This is a genomic window from Kitasatospora sp. NBC_00240 (assembly GCF_026342405.1).
Lineage (GTDB): Bacteria > Actinomycetota > Actinomycetes > Streptomycetales > Streptomycetaceae > Kitasatospora.
This window is the reverse complement of the sequence record NZ_JAPEMU010000001.1, coordinates 6,391,111-6,412,157: the sequence shown is the minus strand read 5'-3', so window position 1 is coordinate 6,412,157 and position 21,047 is coordinate 6,391,111. Positions and strand designations below refer to the sequence as shown.

The 21,047-nt window shown below is 71.5% G+C and carries 17 protein-coding genes, 2 tRNA genes and 1 pseudogene; 7 read left to right on the top strand and 13 right to left on the bottom strand.

From position 1 onward, the window contains the following. Nucleotides 1-145: 145 nt before the first annotated feature. A complete protein-coding gene (locus OG689_RS27320) occupies nucleotides 146-499 on the bottom strand; it encodes a DUF4233 domain-containing protein (protein WP_266323506.1) in 354 nt (117 codons plus the stop codon). A 1-nt stretch (nucleotide 500) separates the two neighbouring features. Continuing rightward, on the bottom strand, nucleotides 501-1,859 hold the full coding sequence (locus tag OG689_RS27315) for a folylpolyglutamate synthase/dihydrofolate synthase family protein (protein WP_266327463.1): 1,359 nt from the start codon (nucleotides 1,857-1,859) through the stop codon (nucleotides 501-503). 259 nt (nucleotides 1,860-2,118) lie between these two features. On the opposite strand from OG689_RS27315, the gene OG689_RS27310 reads away from it, so the two are divergent. Beyond that, the gene (locus tag OG689_RS27310) at nucleotides 2,119-2,382 is read left to right on the top strand and encodes a hypothetical protein (RefSeq protein WP_266323505.1); all 264 of its coding nucleotides are present in this window, start codon (nucleotides 2,119-2,121) and stop codon (nucleotides 2,380-2,382) included. A gap of 120 nt (nucleotides 2,383-2,502) precedes the next feature. Beyond that, nucleotides 2,503-4,050 carry a glycosyl hydrolase family 18 protein gene (locus OG689_RS27305; RefSeq protein WP_266323504.1) on the top strand — a complete coding sequence of 516 codons (1,548 nt, stop codon included), beginning with the start codon at nucleotides 2,503-2,505 and terminating at the stop codon, nucleotides 4,048-4,050. Between the two features lie 159 nt (nucleotides 4,051-4,209). Here the strand turns inward: OG689_RS27305 and OG689_RS27300 are convergent, their stop codons facing one another. Continuing rightward, on the bottom strand, nucleotides 4,210-4,746 hold the full coding sequence (locus OG689_RS27300; RefSeq protein WP_266323503.1) for a hypothetical protein: 537 nt from the start codon (nucleotides 4,744-4,746) through the stop codon (nucleotides 4,210-4,212). 489 nt (nucleotides 4,747-5,235) lie between these two features. Between OG689_RS27300 and OG689_RS27295 the strand changes: the two are divergent. Next, nucleotides 5,236-5,526 (top strand): annotated as a pseudogene (locus tag OG689_RS27295) (IS30 family transposase); the annotation flags it as partial. Nucleotides 5,527-5,647: 121 nt separating this feature from the next. Here the strand turns inward: OG689_RS27295 and OG689_RS27290 are convergent. Beyond that, nucleotides 5,648-8,308: a valine--tRNA ligase gene (locus OG689_RS27290; RefSeq protein WP_266323502.1), complete on the bottom strand. Its 2,661-nt coding sequence runs from the start codon at nucleotides 8,306-8,308 to the stop codon at nucleotides 5,648-5,650. Between the two features lie 211 nt (nucleotides 8,309-8,519). Between OG689_RS27290 and OG689_RS27285 the strand changes: the two genes are divergently transcribed. Next, entirely contained in the window at nucleotides 8,520-9,260 is a 741-nt protein-coding gene (locus OG689_RS27285) for a hypothetical protein (RefSeq protein WP_266323501.1), read from the top strand. A 78-nt stretch (nucleotides 9,261-9,338) separates the two neighbouring features. On the opposite strand, the gene clpX is transcribed toward OG689_RS27285, so the two are convergent. The 6 genes from clpX to OG689_RS27255 form a co-directional block, all read right to left on the bottom strand. Further along, nucleotides 9,339-10,628, bottom strand: a complete 1,290-nt coding sequence (gene clpX / locus OG689_RS27280; RefSeq protein ID WP_073927834.1) for an ATP-dependent Clp protease ATP-binding subunit ClpX — start codon at nucleotides 10,626-10,628, stop codon at nucleotides 9,339-9,341. Between the two features lie 294 nt (nucleotides 10,629-10,922). Then, a complete protein-coding gene (locus OG689_RS27275) occupies nucleotides 10,923-11,615 on the bottom strand; it encodes an ATP-dependent Clp protease proteolytic subunit (protein ID WP_073927835.1) in 693 nt (230 codons plus the stop codon). A 59-nt stretch (nucleotides 11,616-11,674) separates the two neighbouring features. Further along, nucleotides 11,675-12,292: an ATP-dependent Clp protease proteolytic subunit gene (locus OG689_RS27270; RefSeq protein ID WP_286158465.1), complete on the bottom strand. Its 618-nt coding sequence runs from the start codon at nucleotides 12,290-12,292 to the stop codon at nucleotides 11,675-11,677. Nucleotides 12,293-12,595: 303 nt separating this feature from the next. After that, the gene (gene tig, locus OG689_RS27265) at nucleotides 12,596-14,002 is read right to left on the bottom strand and encodes a trigger factor (protein ID WP_266323500.1); all 1,407 of its coding nucleotides are present in this window, start codon (nucleotides 14,000-14,002) and stop codon (nucleotides 12,596-12,598) included. A gap of 249 nt (nucleotides 14,003-14,251) precedes the next feature. Continuing rightward, nucleotides 14,252-15,742 carry an MDR family MFS transporter gene (locus tag OG689_RS27260; RefSeq protein WP_266323499.1) on the bottom strand — a complete coding sequence of 497 codons (1,491 nt, stop codon included), beginning with the start codon at nucleotides 15,740-15,742 and terminating at the stop codon, nucleotides 14,252-14,254. Between the two features lie 230 nt (nucleotides 15,743-15,972). Beyond that, nucleotides 15,973-16,046 (bottom strand) — tRNA-Pro (locus tag OG689_RS27255). A 162-nt stretch (nucleotides 16,047-16,208) separates the two neighbouring features. Between OG689_RS27255 and OG689_RS27250 the strand changes: the two genes are divergently transcribed. After that, nucleotides 16,209-16,279: transfer RNA gene (locus OG689_RS27250), tRNA-Gly, on the top strand. 150 nt (nucleotides 16,280-16,429) lie between these two features. Here OG689_RS27250 and OG689_RS27245 read toward each other — a convergent pair. Further along, the gene (locus OG689_RS27245; RefSeq protein ID WP_266323498.1) at nucleotides 16,430-16,975 is read right to left on the bottom strand and encodes a hypothetical protein; all 546 of its coding nucleotides are present in this window, start codon (nucleotides 16,973-16,975) and stop codon (nucleotides 16,430-16,432) included. Between the two features lie 204 nt (nucleotides 16,976-17,179). On the opposite strand from OG689_RS27245, the gene OG689_RS27240 reads away from it, so the two are divergent. Both OG689_RS27240 and OG689_RS27235 read left to right on the top strand, forming a co-directional pair. Next, nucleotides 17,180-17,581 (top strand): VOC family protein, encoded by a 402-nt coding sequence (locus OG689_RS27240; RefSeq protein WP_266323497.1) that lies wholly within the window; start codon nucleotides 17,180-17,182, stop codon nucleotides 17,579-17,581. A 121-nt stretch (nucleotides 17,582-17,702) separates the two neighbouring features. Continuing rightward, a complete protein-coding gene (locus OG689_RS27235; protein ID WP_266323496.1) occupies nucleotides 17,703-18,488 on the top strand; it encodes a DUF6348 family protein in 786 nt (261 codons plus the stop codon). A 42-nt stretch (nucleotides 18,489-18,530) separates the two neighbouring features. Here OG689_RS27235 and OG689_RS27230 read toward each other — a convergent pair whose 3' ends face one another. Both OG689_RS27230 and OG689_RS27225 read right to left on the bottom strand, forming a co-directional pair. Beyond that, nucleotides 18,531-18,725 carry a hypothetical protein gene (locus tag OG689_RS27230; protein ID WP_073927841.1) on the bottom strand — a complete coding sequence of 65 codons (195 nt, stop codon included), beginning with the start codon at nucleotides 18,723-18,725 and terminating at the stop codon, nucleotides 18,531-18,533. Nucleotides 18,726-19,421: 696 nt separating this feature from the next. Then, on the bottom strand, nucleotides 19,422-20,591 hold the full coding sequence (locus OG689_RS27225; protein WP_266323495.1) for a PP2C family protein-serine/threonine phosphatase: 1,170 nt from the start codon (nucleotides 20,589-20,591) through the stop codon (nucleotides 19,422-19,424). Nucleotides 20,592-21,047 lie beyond the last annotated feature (456 nt).

The window sequence follows — 21,047 nt, the reverse complement described above, 5'->3', positions numbered from 1 at the left end:
CATGGTGTATGCGGCTGCTCCGAAGGTTACCTTGCGTGAGCGGCGCAGCTCATCGGCCCGCCCCCACGGACCTGCGGGGTCGGTCCGGCCCTGACCGGCGAGCGTCGAAGACCGTCGGGGCGCCCCGCGCGTGCGGGGCCCGGCGTCAGGCTACTACCGCCGGCTGGGCACTCTGCGCCTCCCGGGCGGCCTTGATCTCGTCGATCTTCCGGCCGTAGTGCACCGAGCACCACCACAGGCCGGCGAAGACCAGGCCGAGGCCGAACATCGTCGGCAGCAGGAAGCCGCTGGCGATCAGGCCGATCTGCAGCCCCCAGCCGACCGCCACCGCGCCGGGGCGGGTGATCATGCCGCAGAGCAGTACGCAGAGCACCATCGCGACGGCGCTGACCGTCCAGACGGTGGCGCCGGAGACGTCGGTGAGCCGGGTGGCCACCAGCCCGGCGAACATGATCAGCAGCACCTCGCCGATCAGGGTCGAGGAACAGAGCGTCCTCATGTCACTTCCTTCCGAGCAGCAGGCGCGCCTCGCCCACCGTGATGACCGAACCGGTGACCAGCACGCCGCAGCCGCCGAGGTCACCCTCCTCCTCCGCCAGGGTGACGGCGGCGTCGATGGCCTCGTCCAGCCGCGGCTCGACCTGCACCCGGTCCTCGCCGAAGATCTCGACCGCGACGGCGGCCAGCTCGTCGACCGGCATCCGGCGGTGGGTCGAGTTCTGGGTGACGACGACCTCGGAGAGCAGCGGCTCGAAGGCCGAGAGCAGACCCGAGACGTCCTTGTCCCCGCTGGTGCCGATCACGCCGACCAGTTTGGTGAAGCCGAAGGACTCGCTGATCGCGGCGACCGTCGCCTCGGCGCCGGCCGGGTTGTGCGCCGCGTCCAGCAGGATCGTGGGGCTGCGCCGGACGACCTCCAGGCGGCCGGGCGAGCTGACGCCGGAGAAGGCCTGGCGGACCTTGTCGACGTCGAGCTTGCCGCCGCGGGCGCCACCGACGCCGAAGAAGGCCTCCACGGCGGCCAGCGCCAGCGAGGCGTTCTGGGCCTGGTGCTCCCCGTGCAGCGGGATGAAGATGTCCTCGTAGTCCTCGCCGCCGAGCCCGCGCAGCGTGATCAGCTGACCGCCGATGGCCACCTCGCGGTGGCGCACGCCGAACTCCATGCCCTCGCGGGCCACCGTGGCGTCGACCTCGACGGCGCGCTCGAGGATCGTCCGGGCGGCGTCCAGCGGCTGCTGGGCGACCACCGCGATCGCCCCCGGCTTGACGATCCCGGACTTCTCGACGGCGATCTCGCCGGTGGTGGAGCCGAGCTTGTCGGTGTGGTCGAGCGAGATCGGGGTGATCACCGAGACGGCCGCGTCGATCACGTTGGTGGCGTCCCAGGAGCCGCCCATGCCGACCTCGACCACCGCGACGTCCACCGGGGTGTCGGCGAAGGCGGCGTACGCCATGCCGGTCAGCACCTCGAAGAAGGACATCGCCACCGGCTGGCCCTCGTCGACCATCCGCACGTACGGCTCGATGTCGCGGTAGGTCTCGACGAAGCGCTCGACGCTGATCGGGCTGCCGTCCAGGCTGATCCGCTCCGTGACGGACTCCACGTGCGGGCTGGTGTAGCGGCCGGTGCGCAGCTCGAAGGTGTTGAGCAGCTGCTCGACCATCCGGGCGGTGGAGGTCTTGCCGTTGGTGCCGGTGATGTGGATCGACGGGAAGGCCCGCTGGGGCTGGCCGAGGATGTCCATCAGCGCTTCGATCCGGTCGAGCGAGGGCTCCAGCTTGTTCTCCGGCCAGCGCTTGGCGAGTTCCTGCTCGACGTCCCGCAGGGCGTCCGCGGGCTCGGCGCCGTCGGGGCGGATGGTGTACGGGTTCTGCTCGGCCTTGTCGCTCACGGGGTCAGTCTACGGAGCCGCCGGGGGGCCGGCCGCCGCTGTGAGGGTGGGCACACCGGCCCGATTTCCGTTTTGCCCGCTTGAGGGTGGAAAGAGACATTTGCAGGGCCTTCCCGCATGCGACGGCGCAGCGGACCGCACCAGCCCGGCCCGGTCCGCCGACCACGGGAGCACGTCCCTTGTCAGCCCTGCGCACCTACGTCGAGGCCCATGAGGCCGCCGTCCTGTGGACGCGCAATTGCCCTCCCTCGCCCTGCTCGCCTACATGATCGTCGTCTTCGGCCGCTTCCTCCTCCACCCGAGCGGCTCGCGGCACGCCTTCCGGCACGACCGCCCGGCCGAGCCCGCCGACCCCGCCGCCTTCCGCGGGCACACGGGCTGGCAGGTCTGCTGGAGCTGCTGGGCGTCACCCGGCCGCCGGGCCCGCCCCCGCACGGACGGTAGCCGTGCGGCACTCTTGACAGCCGGATTGGTCTACTCCACCTTGTGAGGCAAGTACCCGGACCTACCGGTGACTTGAACTGTCGGACGCTCCCGCACGCGCACCATCGACACCCGGCGCGACCCGTCCCCACCGGGTCGGCCGGCCTCCCCCACTGGAGATGGAGTCATGCCACCTGCCCGACACCGCCGCGCCCGCGGCGTCCGGACCGCGACCGCCGGCACCGCGGCGATCGCCATCGGCCTGAGCTGCCTGGTCCTGTCGACCGCCGGCGCCCAGGCCGCCGACATCGAACTGATCACCAACGGCGGCTTCGAGAGCGGCAACCACCTGACCGGCTGGACCTGCCCGCCCGGCACCACGCCGGTCACCCCGGCCGACCACCCGTCGACCGCGCTGCGGGTCACCCCGACCGGCAGCGACGCCGGCGAGTGCACCCAGACCGTCACGGTGAAGCCGTCCTCGACCTACACCCTGCGCTCCGAGGTACAGGGCCCGTACGTCTACCTGGGCGCCCGGGGCACCGGCGGCTCGGACCCCAGCACCTGGTCCAGCAGCACGAGTTGGAACAACCTGAGCACCACCTTCACCACCGGGGCGAGCACCACCAGCGTCACCGTCTACGTCCACGGCTGGTACGGCCAGGGCGCCTACCAGGTCGACAACGTCTCGTTGATCGGCCCCGGCACCCCGACCCCCACCCCCTCGGGCAGCACGACCGCCACCGCCACCCCCACCCCGACGGCCAGCACCAGCCCGTCGCCGACCGCGACCACCCCGACCACCAGCCCCTCCCCGACCGCCACGTCCACCGGCCCGGGCCTGCCCAAGCACCTACTGACCGGCTACTGGCAGAACTTCGACAACGGCGCCACCGTCCAGCGGATCAGCGACGTCCCGGCCGCGTACGACATCATCGCGGTGTCCTTCGCCGACGCGACGGCGACGCCCGGCGCGATCAGCTTCACCCTGGACAGCACCCTCTCCAGCCGCCTCGGCGGTTACACCGACGCCCAGTTCAAGGCCGACATCGCGGCCAAGCACGCGGCGGGCAAGAAGGTGGTCCTGTCGATCGGCGGGCAGAACGGCACCATCTCGGTGAGCAGTTCGGCCTCCGCGACCAACTTCGCCAACAGCGCGTACACGCTGATCCAGCAGTACGGCTTCGACGGGGTCGACATCGACCTGGAGAACGGCGTCAGCGCGACGTACATGGGCCAGGCCCTGCACACCCTGGCGGGCAAGGTCGGCAGCGGCTTCGTGCTGACCATGGCGCCGCAGACCATCGACATGCAGTCGACCGGCATGGAGTACTTCAAGCTGGCGCTCAACGTCAAGGACGTCCTGACGATCGTCAACATGCAGTACTACAACTCGGGTTCGATGCTGGGCTGCGACGGCAACGTCTACTCCCAGGGCACCGTGAACTTCCTGACCGCGCTGGCCTGCATCCAGCTCAAGGGCGGCCTCAAGCCGAGCCAGGTCGGTCTCGGCGTGCCGGCCTCCACCAGTGCGGCGGGCGGCGGGTACGTCAACGCGAGCGTGGTCAACAACGCGCTGGACTGCCTGGCGGCCGGCACCAACTGCGGCACCTTCAAGCCCGACACCAAGTGGCCCGGGATCGGCGGGGCGATGACCTGGTCGACCAACCATGACGCCAAGGCGGGCGGCCCCATCGCCGGCACCGTCGGCAGCCACCTGCACGCGATGCCCTGACCCGCGGTCGACGGCGCCGGCGGTGACCGCACCGCCGGCGTCCGACCCACCCTCCCGTACCGGCCGGCCCGCACCCTTGGGCCGGCCGGTACGGCGGTCGCACGCGACGACCCGGCCCGGCCGGGCGGGTCGCTCCCGGCCCGCCGCGGGCGGCCGGCGCTACGCCTCGCCCCGGGCCTCCGGGATGTCCGGGATGTCCGGGACGGGGCCGCAGTGGCGGCGGCGCAGTTCGGCCACCACCTCGCCGGCCTCCCCCTCCGGGAGCAGCGGCAGCATCATCGCCACCGCCTGCAGCAGCCCGCCGAGCAGGAAGGTGGTGTCGGCGGTGGCGGCCACCAGGGCGCGCACCTCGCCCACCTCGCCGGCCCCGACGGCCTCCAGCAGCCTCGCCGCGTCCGCGGTCTCCTCGTCGATGGCGACCCGGGAGGTGTCGGCCGGCGCGCGCCGGGCCAGGCCGCGCAGCACCCGGTCGCCGACCTCCGGCGCGTAGGCCTTACGAACCGCCTCGGCCGCGATCCAGACCAGCAGGGTGGTCACCTCGCGTTCGGCGTGCTCGGCGAAGAGCTGGTCCAGGGCGTGGTCGTACGCCAGCTGGTTGCCGTGCCGGAAGGCGAGGAGCAGGGTGGCCGCGCGGGCTTTGGCCTCCTCCACCGCTTCCGCAGGCAGTTCGTCGGCCAACTCCTCGGTCACCACCACGCCATGCCCTCCCGTCAGCCAGCCGGCTCCGCAGAAACTCCTGCCCACCGTACACAGCCGACCTGCGAACTTCGCCGAACCCGCCCGTACAAGACCGGAAGGAAATCGACCGGGTTTTGACCAGAGTGCGGCACGGATTTCCCCACCTTCCCCCAGGAGCAGGCTGATTACCCGCGAATGGCCGCAGGAATCAGTCGTACGGGAAGCAGAATTCACCCGGGCCGGGGCGGCTCGCCCGCCCGGGGCCCGGCCTCCCGGGGTCTTGATCGACTGCTCCGGCGGATTGCCGGTGCCGCGGGAATACCGCCGAACGGAGTGTTCGGCGGCAGCCGTGATGAATATTCGCCGGAACAGCGCAAGGCCCGGCTGCGAACCGGGCCGTCCGGGTGAATTCCGGTCGGATTTTCCCGGGACGATGGCGCTGTCACCGGCAGGCGGGGCCACCGCGATATCCCCGGGAATGCGCCGGGAACGCCCGAGGGCCGCACCCCGGCCGACCTCAAGCAGTCGCTGACCTGGGACCAGGGCAGCGAGATGGCCCGGCACGGCGGGTTCACCCTCGCCACCGACATCCCGGTCTGCTTCCGCGACCCGGCCGGTCGCTGGCAGCGCGGCTCGAACGAGAACACGAACGGCCTGCCGCGGCAGTACTTCCCCCAGGGCACCGACCTGGCCGCCCACAGCCCGGAGCACCTGGCCGCCGTCGCCGACCAGCTCGACCGCCGCCCACGCAAAACGCTCGGCCGGGAAACCCCAGCCGAGCGCCTGCATAACCTGCTCGCGGCCTGGACGGCCGACCACGTGTGGCGACGACCGCCGGAAGCCGCCCTGACGGGGTGCGGCCCTCGGCGACCGTCCGGGATGCGCCCGCGCCTGCCGTGGCAGGCCCGGGCGCCGTGGATCAGGCCTGCGGCAGCGCCGCGAGCTGGGCGGTGATCCGGGTGATGTCGGCCTCGGCGGCCTCCTGGCGACCGCGGATCTTGGCCACCACGTCGTCCGGCGCCTTGGCGAGGAAGCCCTCGTTGCCGAGCTTGGCGGTGGTCTGCGCCTTGTCCTTCTCGGCCGCCGCGAGGTCCTTGGCGAGGCGCTTGCGCTCCGCCGCGACATCGATGGTGCCCGAGAGGTCCAGGGCCACCGTGGCACCGGCGACCGGCAGCGAGGCGGTGGCCGCGAAGCCCTCCTCGGGCGCGGTCAGGCGCAGCAGCGAACGGATCGCGTCCTCGTGCGGCGGCAGCACCGTCCCGGCCAGGTCGAGGGTGGCGGGCACCTTCTGGGCGGGCTGCAGACCCTGGTCCGAGCGGAACCGGCGGACCTCGGTGACGACCTGCTGCAGGGTGGCGACCTCGGCCTCGGCCTCGGCGTCCCGGCGGGCCGGGTCGGCGGTCGGCCACGCGGTGACGACCAGTGACTCGGCACCGGTGAGGGTGGTCCAGAGCGCCTCGGTGACGAACGGGACGACCGGGTGGAGCAGGCGCAGCGTCACGTCCAGGACCTCCCCGAGCACCCGGCGCGCGGCGTCGGCCTGCGGGCCGCCCTTGGCCAGGGTGGTCTTGGAGAGCTCGACGTACCAGTCGAAGACCTCGTCCCAGGCGAAGTGGAACAGGGTGTCGGCGACCTTGGCGAACTGGTAGTCGTCGTAGAGCCCGTCGACCTCCGCCACGGTGGCGTTGAGGCGGGACAGGATCCAGCGGTCGACCGCCGTCAGCTCCTCGGGGGCCGGCAGCGGGCCCTCGACGGTGGCGCCGTTCATCAGCGCGAAGCGGGTGGCGTTCCAGATCTTGTTGCAGAAGTTGCGCGAGCCCTTGACCCAGTCCTCGCCGATCGGCACGTCGGCGCCGGGGTTGGCGCCGCGGGCCAGGGTGAAGCGGACGGCGTCGGCGCCGTACTCGTCCATCCAGTCCAGCGGGTCCACCGCGGTGCCGGAGGACTTGGACATCTTCTTGCCGAACTGGTCGCGGACCAGGCCGGTCAGCGCGATGGTGTGGAACGGCGCCTGACCGTCCATCGCGTACAGGCCGAACATCATCATCCGGGCGACCCAGAAGAAGATGATGTCGTGGCCGGTGAGCAGGACGTCGGTGGCGTAGAACTTCTCCAGGTCCGGGGTCTGCTCGGGCCAGCCCAGGGTCGAGAACGGCCACAGGGCGCTGGAGAACCAGGTGTCCAGGACGTCCGGGTCCTGGTGCCAGCCCTCGCCGGCGGGCGGCTCCTCGTCCGGGCCGACGCAGACGACCTGGCCCTCGGGGCCGTACCAGACCGGGATCCGGTGGCCCCACCAGAGCTGGCGCGAGATGCACCAGTCGTGCATGTTGTCGACCCAGCTGAAGTAGCGGCCCTCCAGCTCCTTCGGGTGGATGCCGACCCGGCCGTCACGGACCGCGTCGCCGGCGGCGGCGGCCAGCGGCTCGACCTTGACCCACCACTGCAGCGACAGGCGCGGCTCGACGATGGTGTGGCAGCGCGAGCAGTGGCCCACGGCGTGCATGTAGGGGCGCTTCTCCGCGACGATGCGCCCCTGCTCGCGCAGGGCGCCGACGACGGCCGAGCGGGCCTCCAGCCGGTCCAGGCCGAGGAAGGGGCCGTGCACGGTGATCACGCCGTGCTCGTCCATCACGGTCAGGTTCGGCAGGTTGTGCCGCTGGCCGATGGCGAAGTCGTTCGGGTCGTGCGCCGGGGTCACCTTGACGGCGCCGGTGCCGAACTCCGGGTCGACGTGCTCGTCGGCGACGACCGGGATCCGGCGGTCCGTCAGCGGCAGCGCGATGGTGCGCCCGACCAGGTGGGCGTAGCGCTCGTCCTCGGGGTGGACGGCGATCGCGGTGTCGCCGAGCAGCGTCTCGGCCCGGGTGGTGGCGACGACGACGGAGTCCTCGCCCTCGCCGTACCGGATCGAGACCAGCTCGCCGGCGCTGTCCTCGTGCTCGACCTCGATGTCGGAGAGCGCGGTGAGGCAGCGCGGGCACCAGTTGATGATGCGCTCGGCGCGGTAGATCAGACCGTCGTCGAAGAGCTTCTTGAAGATGGTCTGGACGGCCTGCGAGAGGCCCTCGTCCATGGTGAAGCGCTCGCGCGACCAGTCGACGCCGTCGCCGAGGCGGCGCATCTGGCCGAGGATCTTGCCGCCGTACTGCTCCTTCCACTCCCAGACCTTCTCGACGAAGGTCTCGCGGCCCAGGTCGTGGCGGGAGAGGCCGGACTCGGCGAGCTGCTGCTCGACCTTGTTCTGGGTGGCGATGCCGGCGTGGTCCATGCCGGGCAGCCAGAGGGCCTCGAAGCCCTGCATGCGCTTGCGGCGGGTCAGGGCGTCCATCAGCGTGTGCTGGAAGGCGTGGCCCAGGTGCAGGGCACCGGTGACGTTCGGCGGCGGGATGACGATGGTGTAGGCGGGCTTGTCGCTCTTGGCGTCCGCGGTGAAGTAGCCGCGCTCCACCCAGCGCTCGTACAGCGCGCCCTCTACCTCCGCCGGGGCGTAGGTCGTGGGGATGCCGCCGCCGTTGGCGGTGGTCGCTGCTGCGTCGTCCCCATGGGAGTTCTCGGGGCGCTGGTTCGTGGTGTCGGTCACGACGCACAGTTTACGTAACAGCGGACGCGGGTTACGAACCGCTTTCCCCGCCGGCCGCGCGGGGCGGGTCGCCGGGGCCGGTATTCCGAGCGCGGCAGGAGCGCCGTGCGATAGCGTGCGCCGCACTCGCACGAGCTTTCGTACGGGTGAGGAACCCGCCCGGCCGGACCACCACCGATCGCCGTGCGAGCGCTCAGCAGAGAGGGCCCCCGTGTCCGACCAGAACCCGTTCGGCCCGCCGCCGGCCCAGCCGTACGGCGCCGCCCCGCAGCAGTACGGCGCGGTACCCCCGCAGGGCGGGCCGGTCCCGCCCGGCTACGCCTACGGCTACCCACAGCCCGTGCCGCCGAAAAAGTCCCGCCGGACGCTGTGGATCGTGCTCGGCTGCGTGGCCGGCGCGGTGCTGATCGGCGGCGGCGTTCTCGGCTACTTCCTCTGGGATCTCGCCTCGAAGACCGGCACGCACAAGGTGGTGCTGCCGCAGACCTTCCAGGGTGTCGCACTGGACGACGACAACCCGACCGCCCGGACCCTGCAGAGCGGCCTGGCCGAGGCCTACTCCAGCGGCAGCAACGCCTGGAAGCCCACCGCCGTGGCCGGCGTGTACGCCGACCAGGAGCACGGGACCGGGGTGATCGTGGCCGGCGGGTACGGCAAGGTCGTGATGCCGGAGACCGAGCTGCGGAAGTTCCTGGAGGGCTTCGAGTCGAGCGGCAAGGCCCAGGGGACGACCACCTTCGGTCCGCGCCGGACCTTCGACCCCGGTCCGCTCGGCGGCTACCTGACCTGCGAGACCATGAAGGCCCCCGAGGAGACGGACAGCGTCTGCGTCTGGGCCGACAACAGCTCCGTGGTGATGGTGCTGAGCGGTGGCCCGGACGTCGAGCCCGACCTGGACCGGGCCGCGGCCGCCGCCCGGGAGCTGCGCCAGGCCGCCGAGATCGCCAAGTGACCGGCTGACGACCGGCCCCGCCGGACGCGAAGGGGCCCCGCGCACCGGACGGTGTGCGGGGCCCCTTCGACTGCCGGGTCAGGCGCTCTTGTCGCGCCGCTCCCGCTTGATCATGTCGCGCGGCACCAGGGTCGGGATGGCGTGCTTGGAGACGACGTCCCCGGTCACCACCACGCGGGCGACGTCCTGACGCGAGGGCACCTCGTACATCACGGACATCAGCACCTCCTCCATGATGGCGCGCAGGCCACGTGCGCCGGTCCCGCGCAGGATCGCCTGGTCGGCGATCGCCTCCAGCGCGTCGCGGGAGAACTCCAGCTCGACGCCGTCCAGCTCGAAGAGCTTGCGGTACTGCTTGACCAGCGCGTTCTTCGGCTCGGTGAGGATCTGCAGCAGCGCCTCGCGGTCCAGGTTGTGCACGCTGGTGATGACGGGCAGACGGCCGATGAACTCGGGGATCATCCCGAACTTCACCAGGTCCTCCGGCATCACCTGGCGGAAGTGGTCGCTGGAGTCGCTCTCCCGCTTGGAGCGGATGTTGGCGCCGAAGCCGATGCCCTTGGCACCCGCCCGGCCCTCGATGATCCGCTCCAGGCCGGCGAAGGCACCGCCCACGATGAACAGCACGTTGGTGGTGTCGATCTGGATGAACTCCTGGTGCGGGTGCTTGCGCCCGCCCTGCGGCGGCACCGAGGCGGTGGTGCCCTCCAGGATCTTCAGCAGCGCCTGCTGGACGCCCTCGCCGGAGACATCGCGGGTGATCGACGGGTTCTCGCTCTTGCGGGCGACCTTGTCGATCTCGTCGATGTAGATGATCCCGGTCTCGGCCTTCTTGACGTCGTAGTCCGCCGCCTGGATCAGCTTGAGCAGGATGTTCTCGACGTCCTCGCCGACGTACCCGGCCTCGGTCAGCGCCGTGGCGTCCGCGATCGCGAACGGCACGTTCAGCATCCGGGCCAGGGTCTGGGCGAGCAGCGTCTTGCCGGAGCCGGTCGGGCCCAGCAGCAGGATGTTGGACTTCGCGAGCTCGATGGCGTCCTCGCGGCCGTTGCCGCCGCTGCGGCCGGCCTCACCGGCCTGGACGCGCTTGTAGTGGTTGTACACGGCCACCGACAGCGACTTCTTCGCCGTGTCCTGGCCGACCACGTACTGGTCGAGGAACTCGTAGATCTCGCGCGGCTTCGGGAGCTCCTCGAAACGCACCTCGGAGGTCTCGGCGAGCTCCTCCTCGATGATCTCGTTGCAGAGGTCGATGCACTCGTCGCAGATGTACACGCCAGGCCCGGCGATGAGCTTCTTCACCTGCTTCTGGGACTTGCCGCAGAACGAGCACTTGAGCAGGTCGCCACCGTCTCCGATGCGTGCCACGAGGTGCTTCCCCTTCGCCAGGGGCCCCGCGGGGGTTCCGGGGCCTGGTGCTGTGGACCGTCAACGCCGATGGCGCTCGGTCTCGCTATCCGACGGTACTCTGCCGGGCCGGTGATTCCGCTGTCTTCGGCAGGTCTGCCCTACGCCCTGGGCGAATTGATACCGAACAGATGCCGTCCGGCAGGCGTGGGCCGTGCTGGGGGCGGCCGGGCGGGCAGTGCCGCGACCGCCGGAGCGGGACGCACGGTGCTCGTACGAACACGGATGTGCGTCCCGCCCGGACCGCCGGTGACCTCAGTCGGTCAGCGAGGTCTTGCGGGTGGAGATGATCTGGTCGATCAGCCCGTACTCCAGGGCCTCCTCGGCCGTGAGGATCTTGTCGCGCTCGATGTCGTCGCGCACCTGCTCCACCGGCTTCTTGGAGTGCTTGGAGAGCATCTCCTCCAGCTGCTCGCGCATCCGGAAGATCTCCTTGGCCTGGATCTCCAGGTCCGAAACCTGACCGCGGCCGGTCTCGGTGTACGGCTGGTGGATCAGGATCCGGGCGTTCGGCAGCGCCATCCGCTTGCCGGGGGTGCCGGCCGCCAGCAGCACGGCCGCGGCGGAGGCCGCCTGGCCCATGCAGACGGTGGTGATGTCCGGCTTGACGTACTGCATGGTGTCGTAGATCGCGGTCAGCGCCGTGAAGGAGCCGCCGGGCGAGTTGATGTACATCTGGATCTCGCGGTCCGGGTCCATCGACTCCAGGCAGAGCAGCTGGGCCATGATGTCGTTCGCCGAGACGTCGTCCACCTGCGAGCCGAGGAAGATGATGCGCTCCTCGAACAGCTTGGCGTACGGGTCGTACTCGCGAACGCCCTGCGATGTGCGCTCGACGAAGCGCGGGACGATGTAACGGCCCTCTGCCCGCGGGGCAGTGGACTCGGAGCGGGCGCCGAAGTACTCGGCGCGCGGCGTGTTGGGGCCGAAGGGAGTGTTGCTGGCCATGGGAGTTCCGTCCTCCGAATGCGTGCGTGCCGTCGTGGGTGGGGTGCGGGAGGGGGCGCTCAGGCGCCGGTGCCGCCGCCGCCGGGGACATCTGCGGCACTGTGCATGATCGAGTCGATCAGGCCGTACTCCTTGGCCTGCTCCGGCGTGAACCAGCGGTCGCGGTCGGAGTCCGCGGTGACACGCTCGAAGGTCTGGCCGCTGTGGTGCGCGATCAGCTCGGACATCCGCTTCTTGGTGCGGAGCAGCTGCTCGGCCTGGATCCGGATGTCGGTGGCGGAGCCGCCGAGGCCGGCCGAGGGCTGGTGCATCAGGATGTTGGCGTTCGGCAGCGAGAAGCGCTTGCCCTTGGCGCCGGCCGTCAGCAGGAACTGGCCCATCGAGGCGGCCATGCCCATGGCGATGGTGACCACGTCGTTCTTGATGTACTGCATGGTGTCGTAGATCGCCATGCCGGCCGTGATCGAGCCGCCCGGGGAGTTGATGTAGAGGTAGATGTCCTTCTCGGGGTCAGCCGCCAGAAGCAGCAGCTGGGCGGTGATCTTGTTCGCGATGTCGTCGTCGACCGCCTGGCCGAGGAAGATGATCCGCTCGTTGAGCAGCCGGTTGTAGACCTGGTCCCCCAGGCCGCCGAGCACGTCACCACCGGCGGCGTGCGGCGCCATCAGGCCAGGCATCTGCATCTGCGGGAACGTCACTTAGCCACCTGCTCAGTCGATTTGGACGGTCGCTCAACGGCCGTCACTTTGTCGCACAGCTTGAGATATCACTGCGTGAATGTCGCTGTCCAAGGACCCTAACGCGCAGGCCGGGCCGCAGAATCCCCCACGCAGAACTGTTCGCTGTGAGCGCAGGGTCCGGCGGCCCCCGAAAGGCCCCGAAGTGCCGTCCGCACACGCCCCGCACACAGACGGCAGTGGGCCCGGGCGCCGCTGCACGGCGTCCGGGCCCACTGCTCGATCAGGCGTCTACCGGGGCGATCAGGCCTCGGTGGACTCGGCGGCGCTCTCGCCCGCCTCGACGGCCTCGACGGCCTCGACGGTCTCGACGGTCTCGGCCGACTCGTCGTCGTCGAAGTTGATCTCGTTGCCCTCGGTGTCGACCACCTTGGCGGCCTCGACGACCAGCGCCAGCGCCTTGCCACGGGCGACCTCGCCGACCAGCAGCGGCACCTGGCCACCCTGGACGACCTGCTGCGCGAACTGGTCCGGGGTCAGGCCCGAGCCGGCGGCACGGCGGATGAGGTGCTCGGTGAGCTCCTCCTGGTTGACACCCAGCTCCTCGTTGCCCACGATCTGGTCGAGGACGAACTGGGTCTTGATGCCCTTCTTGGCCTGCTCCTCGGTCTCCGCCTGGAAGTCCTCGAGGGACTTGTCCTGGGTGGCCAGGTAGGCCTCCAGGGTCAGGCCCATCGGCTCCAGCTGGTGGTGCTCGAGGTTGTGGCGACGGGTCTCGATCTCGTCCTTGAGGAGCTTCTCCGGGTAGTCCATCTCGACCTTGGAGAGCAGCTCGTCCAGGACCTTCTCCTGGGCCTGGGTGGCCTGGTCGAACTCCTTCATGCGCTCGAGGCGCTTGCGGGAGTCGGCACGCAGCTCGTCCAGGGTGTCGAACTCGCTCGCCAGCTGGGCGAACTCGTCGTCCAGCTCGGGGAGCTCCTTCTCCTGGACGGCGGTGACGGTGACGGTGACCTCGGAGGTCTTGCCCGCCTGGGTGCCACCCTTGAGCTCGGTGCTGAAGGTCGCGGTGCCACCGGCCGCCAGGCCGACGACGGCGTCGTCGATGCCGTCGATGAGCCGGCCGGAGCCGATCTCGTAGCTGACGCCCGACGCGATGCCGTCGTCCGGCACCTCACCGTCGACCTTGGCCTCCAGGTCGACGACGACGATGTCGCCGGCGGCCGCCTCGCGCTCGACGTCCTTGACCGAGGAGAAGCGCTCGCGCAGCTGCTCCAGGGACTTGTCGACGTCCTCGTCGGAGACGACGATCGGGTCGACGGTCACCGAGATCTCGGTGAAGTCGGGGAGGGTGACCTCGGGGCGGATGTCGACCTCGGCGGTGAACTTGAGGTCACCGCCGTCGGCGATCTTCTCGACACCCTCGATGTCGGTGATGTCGGGCTGGCCGAGGACCTCGATCTTGCCCTCGTCGACGGCCTGCGTGTAGAAGCGCGGCAGGGCGTCGTTGACGGCCTCTTCCAGCACGGCCGCACGGCCGAAGCGCTGGTCGATGACACGGTTCGGGATCTTGCCCTTGCGGAAGCCCGGGACCGAGACCTGCTGGTTGATCTTCTTGTACGCCGCGTCGAGGCTGGGCTTGAGCTCCTCGAAGGGCACCTCGACGGTGAGTCGAACCCGGGTCGGGTTCAGAGTCTCGACGGCGCTCTTCACGGTTGGGTCTCCTATTGGGCTTGCGGTCAGGGTTGTCTCCGCCGTTCCCGGCGGCCGGCATGGGCCGGTCAGGTCGGGCGAGACGGGCGATGGGCGGTTGGGGCTGCATCTCCCGTGGGGGTGGACGCTGAGAGTCACTCCTCGCCCTCGGGTGGCTGACCTGGGTATACACCACAGGCACTACCACCAGCGCCCCATCCTACCGGTACCACGAAAGGCGGACGCCAGGACGCCGCCGCCAAAGCGCTCTCAGACCCCCCGCGCGACCTCCCGGAGGGCCTCCCCGGCGGGCTCCTCGACGGGCCCGGGACCCTTGCGCATCGTCGCCGCCGCATCGGAATCCCGGACGGACAAAGCGATGACGGCCGCCACCAGGGCCAGTCCGGAGGCCACCAGGAAAGCCGCCCGGTACGCGGCCAGGTTCGCCACGGGCGTACCCGAGGTGTCCACGGTCACCGTCCCGACCGCGGTCAGGACCGTTCCGAGCACCGCCACCCCGAGCGCCGAGCCCAGCTGCCGCTGCGCGTTGTACAGGGTGGAGGCCGCCCCGGTCGCGCGGGCGGGGACGGTGGCGAAGGCGGCGGTCTGCGACGGCATGAAGACGTGCGACATCGCGAAACCGGTGACGAACATCAGCCCGCGCACCGCCCACAGGTTGCTGTCCGGCGTGATCGCCGTCATCGCCGCCAGGCAGAGCGCCACCACGGTGGCGCCCGCGACCAGGATCCGCCGCGGGCCGATCCTCGGGTAGAGCCGGCCGGCCACCTGTGAGGCGATCATCACCCCGATCGCCTCGGGGAACACCATCAGGCCGCTGTGCAGGGCGTCCATCCCGAGCGCGTCCTGCATCAGCAGCGGGAAGAGGTAGAGCATCCCCAGGAAGGCCGCGCCGGAGCAGAGGGAGAGCAGGTTCATCGTCCGGAATATCCGGTCGCGCAGCAGTCGCAGGTCGAGCATCGGCTCCGGGCGGCGCAGCTCCACCACGACCAGGGCGGCCAGGGCGAGCGCCCCGGTCGCGCCGGGCACCAGGATCCGGGTACTCCCCCAGCCCTGGGCGGCGCCCTCCGCGAGGGCGTACATCAGCAGGCCGAAGCCGGCCACGGAGAGCAGGAAGCCGGCCGCGTCGAAGCGCCCGGCCCGCTCGACCCGGTAGTCGGGCAGGAAGAGGAGGCCGAAGACCAGGGCCGCGACGCCGACCGGGATGTTCACGATGAACACCCAGTGCCAGGACCAGCCGTCCACCAGCCAGCCGCCCAGCACCGGCCCGAGCGCGGGAGCGACGGCGGTCGGCAGCATCAGCACCCGGGTGGCCCGCATCCGCTCCTCCTGCGGGAAGGCCCGGAAGAGCATGGTCATCCCGACCGGGGTGAGCATGCCGCCGGCCGCGCCCTGGAAGATCCGGAACAGCGTGAGCTGCGCCATCGAGTCGGCGGCGCCGCAGAGCAGCGAGGCGACCGTGAACAGGGTGAGGGAGACCAGGAAGACCCGCCGGGTGCCGTACCGGTCGCCCAGCCAGCCGGACAGCGGCACGAAGACCGCGAGGCTGACCAGGTACCCGACGTTGAGGATGCCGACGCCCGCCGGGTCCACGCCGAACTGCCGCCCGATCGAGGGCAGCGCCACGTTGACGATGGTGGTGTCCATGATCGACATGAACAGCGAGGCCACGAAGACGACGCCGACCGCGGTCTTCGGGTTGATCCCCCGGCGCGATGGGACAGTGTGGTCGGGGGCGGGCATCCGGTCTCCAGCTTTTGGTGAACAATCAACATTCCACCTTGCCCGACCGCGCCGCGAAACGCGAGTCCGCGTCGGTACCCACCGACGTGCACGACCGACCCGGCGCGGCACCGGCCGGAGGAGGGACGCGCGGACCCCTGCCGGCAACCGCGGAAACGCCCGGCCGAACGGCACCCGTGCCCGGGAACGACAACAGGGCCCCGCCTGTCCGACGAGACCCTGCCGCACTGTCGGGGTGACCGGATTCGAACCGACGGCCTTCCGCTCCCAAAGCGGACGCGCTACCAAACTGCGCCACACCCCGTGGTGCCGAGAGGAAGCGTACACGCCGGGCCCCCACGGCTCGCCGACATTCTCCGAGGCCGCCGCGGCGAAAGGAGTGTGCACACACCCGACCGGACCAGGTAGGCTGACCCCGTCCTCGCGACCGGCAACGGCCGCGGGGTGCGTGCTCCCGGGCACGCGTGCGGGCGTAGCTCAATGGTAGAGCCCTAGTCTTCCAAACTAGCCACGCGAGTTCGATTCTCGTCGCCCGCTCAGCTGACAGAGGCCCAGGTCAGGGGGATTACCCCCTGACCTGGGCCTCTCTCGTTCCCACGGTCTTTCAGGCCCGCGGGCCCGTTCCGCGCACGTCTCCCCGCCGCGGCCGCCCACGCTCCGTCGCGTCCACGGCCGGCGGCCGGCCGGTCAGAGGCCGAGCGACTGGGCGCGGGCAGCGGCCCGGTCGAGGAGTTGGTGGATGTCGGCCTGGCGGGTGGTGGAGCGGTCGTTGTACTCGTCGGGGGAGCTGACCGGGCGTCCGGTGGCGTGCAGGATCTCCATCACCTGGACACGGGCGGTCTGGACGGTCAGCGGGGTGCCGTAGCCGTGGGCGAGCACGGCGGCCTGGGCGCCGAGCAGGCAGACCCGGCCGGCCTCGTCCCACATCGCGCCCTGGAGCCAGCCGAAGGCGCCGATGTAGCGGGAGGTCAGCCGCAGGTGGCCGGCCGCGGTCAGCCGGACGGGGCGGGGCGGGCGGCGGGCGATCCGGTCGAGCAGGGTGGGCCTGGGCAGCGGGTGGGCGGCGTTCCAGGGCTGGACGACACTGCCGAGCGGGGCGATGTACGGGATCGCCGGGCGCCGGGCCGGGGCGGGGAGCGTGGCGAGGTAGGCCTCGATCTCCTCGGCGAGGCCGGAGCCGTCCGGGGTGAGCACGAACGGCGGGGGTGGGGGCCTCAGGGTGGTGCGGGTCATGGCGTCTGCTCCTGCGCGGGCCGGCGGGTATTGCTACCCAAAATGGTCCATATCGGGGCATTCCGCTAGCCGAGGCACCTTCCCCCGGGCCCCGGACCTCCGGGCCGCTCCCCCGGGGCAGCGGCCCCCGGCGTAGGCCCCCGGCGTAGGCTCCCGACCGGCGGCGGACCGCCGCCGGGACGCGGTGATTCGGGGAGGAACAGCATGGAACTCACACAAGTACGGCTGCTCGTGGACGATTTCGGCAGCTGCTTCCGCTTCTACCGGGACGTGCTGGGGCTGACCCCGCAGCAGGACGACGAGAGCGGCCCGTACGGGAAGCTCAGCCCGCCGGCCGGCGCGGCGGCCGTGACCCTGCAACAGCGGGAGCACTTCGCCCGGGCACTGCCGGCCGGGACCCTCGACACCGCGGCTCCCGGAGGCCCGCGGGCCCTGGTCGTGCTCAAGGTCGACAGTGTGGACGAGACGGCCGCCCTGGTCGTCGCCCGCGGCCACAGGCTGCTGGCGGAGCCCCAGGTGCAGTGGGGGCGCCTGCGGGTGGCCCACCTCACCGATCCCGAGGGGAACCTGGTGGAACTCCAGGAGTGGCTGACGCCGCCCGTGTGAGGACGGTTTCCCGGCCGGGGCCACGGCCGATAGCCTCGCTGGCGTCCGATGTCAGTTCGATGCCGGACCGTACGTTCGAGCCCCACCCGGGCGTTCGAGCTTCAAGGGTGAGGAGTGTCCCGTGCGTCCCCAGGAGCGACTGGACGTCATACAACGCAGCGTGGTCCAGGAGATGGCACGGTTCGGGCAGGAGTTCACGGTCGAGGGCAGTGTGGTCCGCGGCCCCGGGACGACGGCCGTCGCCGTCCGCGAGCACCCCGGCCAGGACGGCGCCGGGCACGTCGACCTCGGCTTCGTGCTGCAGCTCGGCCGGGCCGACGCCCCCGTGGTCTGGGACTGCGCGGCGGGGCTCGGGCAGACCGAGGAGGAAAAGCTCGCCAACGCCGTACGCATGTGGGCGACCACCACCGCCGCCACCCTGGTCGAGGTGCAGGAGAGACGCGGCGAGCACGGCGACCACTACGAGCCCCGGGAACTGCCCGGCTGGCAGGCCGTCCAGGGGCCGGCGGCGGTGTTCGGCTTCGGCAACGAGCGGCTGGCCCGGTGGCTGTCGGAGCACCAGGTACTGCCGGCGCTCGCCCCCGCGCTGCTGCCGGCGCTGACCGGTCCGCCCGTCCACGGCGTCAAGCTGTTCCTGGGTGGCAAGGCGGGCGACGACGTGGCCGAGGTCCGGGTCGACGGCGAGGTGTCCGAGGCGGCGTCGGCGGCCCTGCGCGCGCTGGACTGGCCGCGTGGCGAACGGCTGTGCTGGGCCCGGATGTTCGTCCTGCTGAGCACCGCGGAGGGCCTGTCCCCGGCCGCGCCCGGGCATGCCGAAGCGGCGCCGGTGGCCATGACGGGACCGGCGCGGGTGCGCCCGCGGGGACTGCTCAGCCGGTGGCGCCAGGCCCGGCGGGCCGGCCAGTAGCCCTGTCGGGCCCGGTCCCGGCCGCCGGGGCCTACGGACCGGTCAGCTGGCGACGCCGGAGATGGTCTTCGCCAACTGGCTGAGGAAGTCCTGGATCGGCTTGGCGGCCGTGCTCTGGTTGAGCATGAAGCCGAAGAGCGCGGCCAGGATCGCGTGACCGATCTTCAGCTGCTTGTTGCGGATGAAGATGATGCAGATGACGCCGAACAGGACCAGCGCGGAGACGGAGAGTGCCACCCGGACTCACTTCCTCGTTTCATTGGGAGCTTCGCCCAGAAGCTCCGTGCGAAGCCGGACCCCGGTCTGTCCGACGGTCCCGAGGCGGAAGTCGGTCGATCGCATCGCGGTCGGCGCGCCCGGCGGCCCTACGGTGCATACCGCGCCGCACCTGACGCCCCCAATCCCCCGAGTCCCCGAGTCACAACCAGTCCCGCCCGGACTCAGTGTGGTCGACCGTGCGGGTTGCGTAAAGGTGTTACCGGCAGCAGGAGCCCGAGATCCTGCGATGTGAGACGAATTTCCGCCGACCGAGACGATAGCGCGGCGGTGCTGACGGATCGTCGGCGGGGCCGGGATGAACGGTGCGGGGGCACCGGCCGGCGCCGGTCCGAGGGAGCGCGCGCGGGGCGCGGGCGCGCCCCTGACCGCCGGCCAGGAATGGCCGAAGATCAGCTGCCCCGCGGAACAGGGGTTGACAGCGGCACATGCACCGGGCGAACGCCCGGTGCGGGGCGGTCGGCGGCGCCCCGACCACGCCTGTTCTGCGAGGCCGGGGGCCGGCGAGGCGTCACGCCCGACGCGAAGGGCCGACGGGATCGGCCGAAGCGGGAAGCCGAGCGGGCAGACCGGCGCACGGGCCGGGCGGTCGGGGAACGGGCGGACGGGCGGACGGGCGGTCGGGTGGTCGGGTTCTGCGAGCAGGTCGCCGCCGGGTCAGTCGCGCCAGAGCAGCAGGACCGCGCGGTCGTCGTTGATGTCCTTGGCCACCGTCTCGATCAGCCGGGCCGCCGCGCCGTGCCGGCTGGTCGGGCCGGCGCCCGGCACCAGCCGGTCCGCCTCCCCCATCAGCCGGTCCATGCCCTCGGACAGATCCCGGCCGGGCGCCTCGACCATGCCGTCGGTGCAGAGCATCAGCACGTCACCGCGGTTCAGCCGGCCCCGGACACCCTCGAACTTGGCGCCGTCGTAGATCCCGAGCAGCGGACCCTCGGTGGTCTCCTTGACCTCCCAGCGCCCGGCGCCGGAGAGCCGCTGCATCCCCGGCAGGTGGCCCGCCGAGAGCAGCTCGTACTCGCCGGTGTCCAGGTCCAGCACCAGGTGGACGGCGGTGGCGAAGCCCTCCTCCCAGGACTGCCGCAGCAGATAGCCGTTGGCCGCGGGCAGGAACTCGTGCGCGGGCAGCGAGCCGAGCAGGCCGCCGAAGGCGCCCGAGAGCAGCAGGGCCCGGGAGCCGGCGTCCATGCCCTTGCCGGAGACGTCCGCGAGCACCACCTCCAGCACCCGCTGCGCGGGGCCGGTACGGGAGGCGACCACGAAGTCCCCCGAGAAGGACTGGCCGCCGGCCGGGCGCAGCGCCATGTCGGCGTGCCAGCCGGCCGGCAGTTCGGGGACCCTGCTCTGCACCCGCAGGCGCTCCCGGAGGTCGAAGAGCATCGTGGATCCGCCCCACCAGGGGACCCCGACCCGGCTGCGGAACTGCGCCAGCAGCAGGCCGGCCACCCCGGCCGCGCCGACCACCAGGGCGGCGCCGGGGGTGACGCCGTAGGTGTAGGCGTCGGGGTTCTCGCTGGCGACCCGCTCGCCGGTGTGGATGACCGACTCGGCGGAGAGGCCGACCGCGGCCAGCGCGTAGAGGACCACCAGACTGCCGGGGCGCAGCAGCAGCGCGGCGGCCAGGATCGGCAGGACGAGAGCGGTGGGAGGGGCCCAGGCGGGGGCCCAGATGTTGAGCACCACCAGTACCGGGACGAGCAGTGCGAGCGCACCGAGGACGGGCCAGTCGGCGGCGCCGCCGCGGAAGTAGTCGACGCCCGCCGTGCGGAGTTTGCGACGGACCTTGCGCTGCCATTTGCGCAGCCGGGCCGCGACGGGGTCCGTGGCCACCGGGGCGGCGTCGGGCCTCGTCGCAGTTGTCTGGGGCGGTGCGCCCGGAGGTCTGCCAGCCATGGGGTCCGACCATATCCACCGGCACTGGCCGCCGTCGACGGGGTGCGCGGGTGCCGTCCGGAGTTCCTGCCGGGCTCCAACGGGTTTCGGCCGAGTGCCGCACCGCCCAACCGTTCCGTCAACAGGCTTGGACGGGTGGGCCGGCGGAGGAGAAGCACGGTGTGCGCGGGACGCGCGCGGCGAAGCCCGCACGCCCCCTGATCCTGCGGGTGCTGTGGCGCACGACACAGCGGCGCCGCGCGACCGCGGCCCGGGACCTGCCCCGACCCTGGCAACCGCGGCCGGGAAGCGGCCGAAAGGCGGACCGGCAGTCGCGGGGCCCGGCCGGGCGACAACGGCCCGGGGCCGGGAACGGTGACGGCCGGCCGCTGCGGACGAGCGGCCGGCCGGACG

Excerpts from the sequence above, each read along its gene's own strand:
- OG689_RS27260 (WP_266323499.1), bottom strand. The coding sequence starts at position 15,742 with ATGCCCGCCCCCGACCACACTGTCCCATCGCGCCGGGGGATCAACCCG.
- OG689_RS27270 (WP_286158465.1), bottom strand. The coding sequence starts at position 12,292 with ATGCCTGGCCTGATGGCGCCGCACGCCGCCGGTGGTGACGTGCTCGGC.
- OG689_RS27245 (WP_266323498.1), bottom strand. The coding sequence starts at position 16,975 with ATGACCCGCACCACCCTGAGGCCCCCACCCCCGCCGTTCGTGCTCACC.
- OG689_RS27275 (WP_073927835.1), bottom strand. The coding sequence starts at position 11,615 with ATGGCCAGCAACACTCCCTTCGGCCCCAACACGCCGCGCGCCGAGTAC.
- OG689_RS27320 (WP_266323506.1), bottom strand. The coding sequence starts at position 499 with ATGAGGACGCTCTGTTCCTCGACCCTGATCGGCGAGGTGCTGCTGATC.
- OG689_RS27305 (WP_266323504.1), top strand. The coding sequence starts at position 2,503 with ATGCCACCTGCCCGACACCGCCGCGCCCGCGGCGTCCGGACCGCGACC.
- OG689_RS27240 (WP_266323497.1), top strand. The coding sequence starts at position 17,180 with ATGGAACTCACACAAGTACGGCTGCTCGTGGACGATTTCGGCAGCTGC.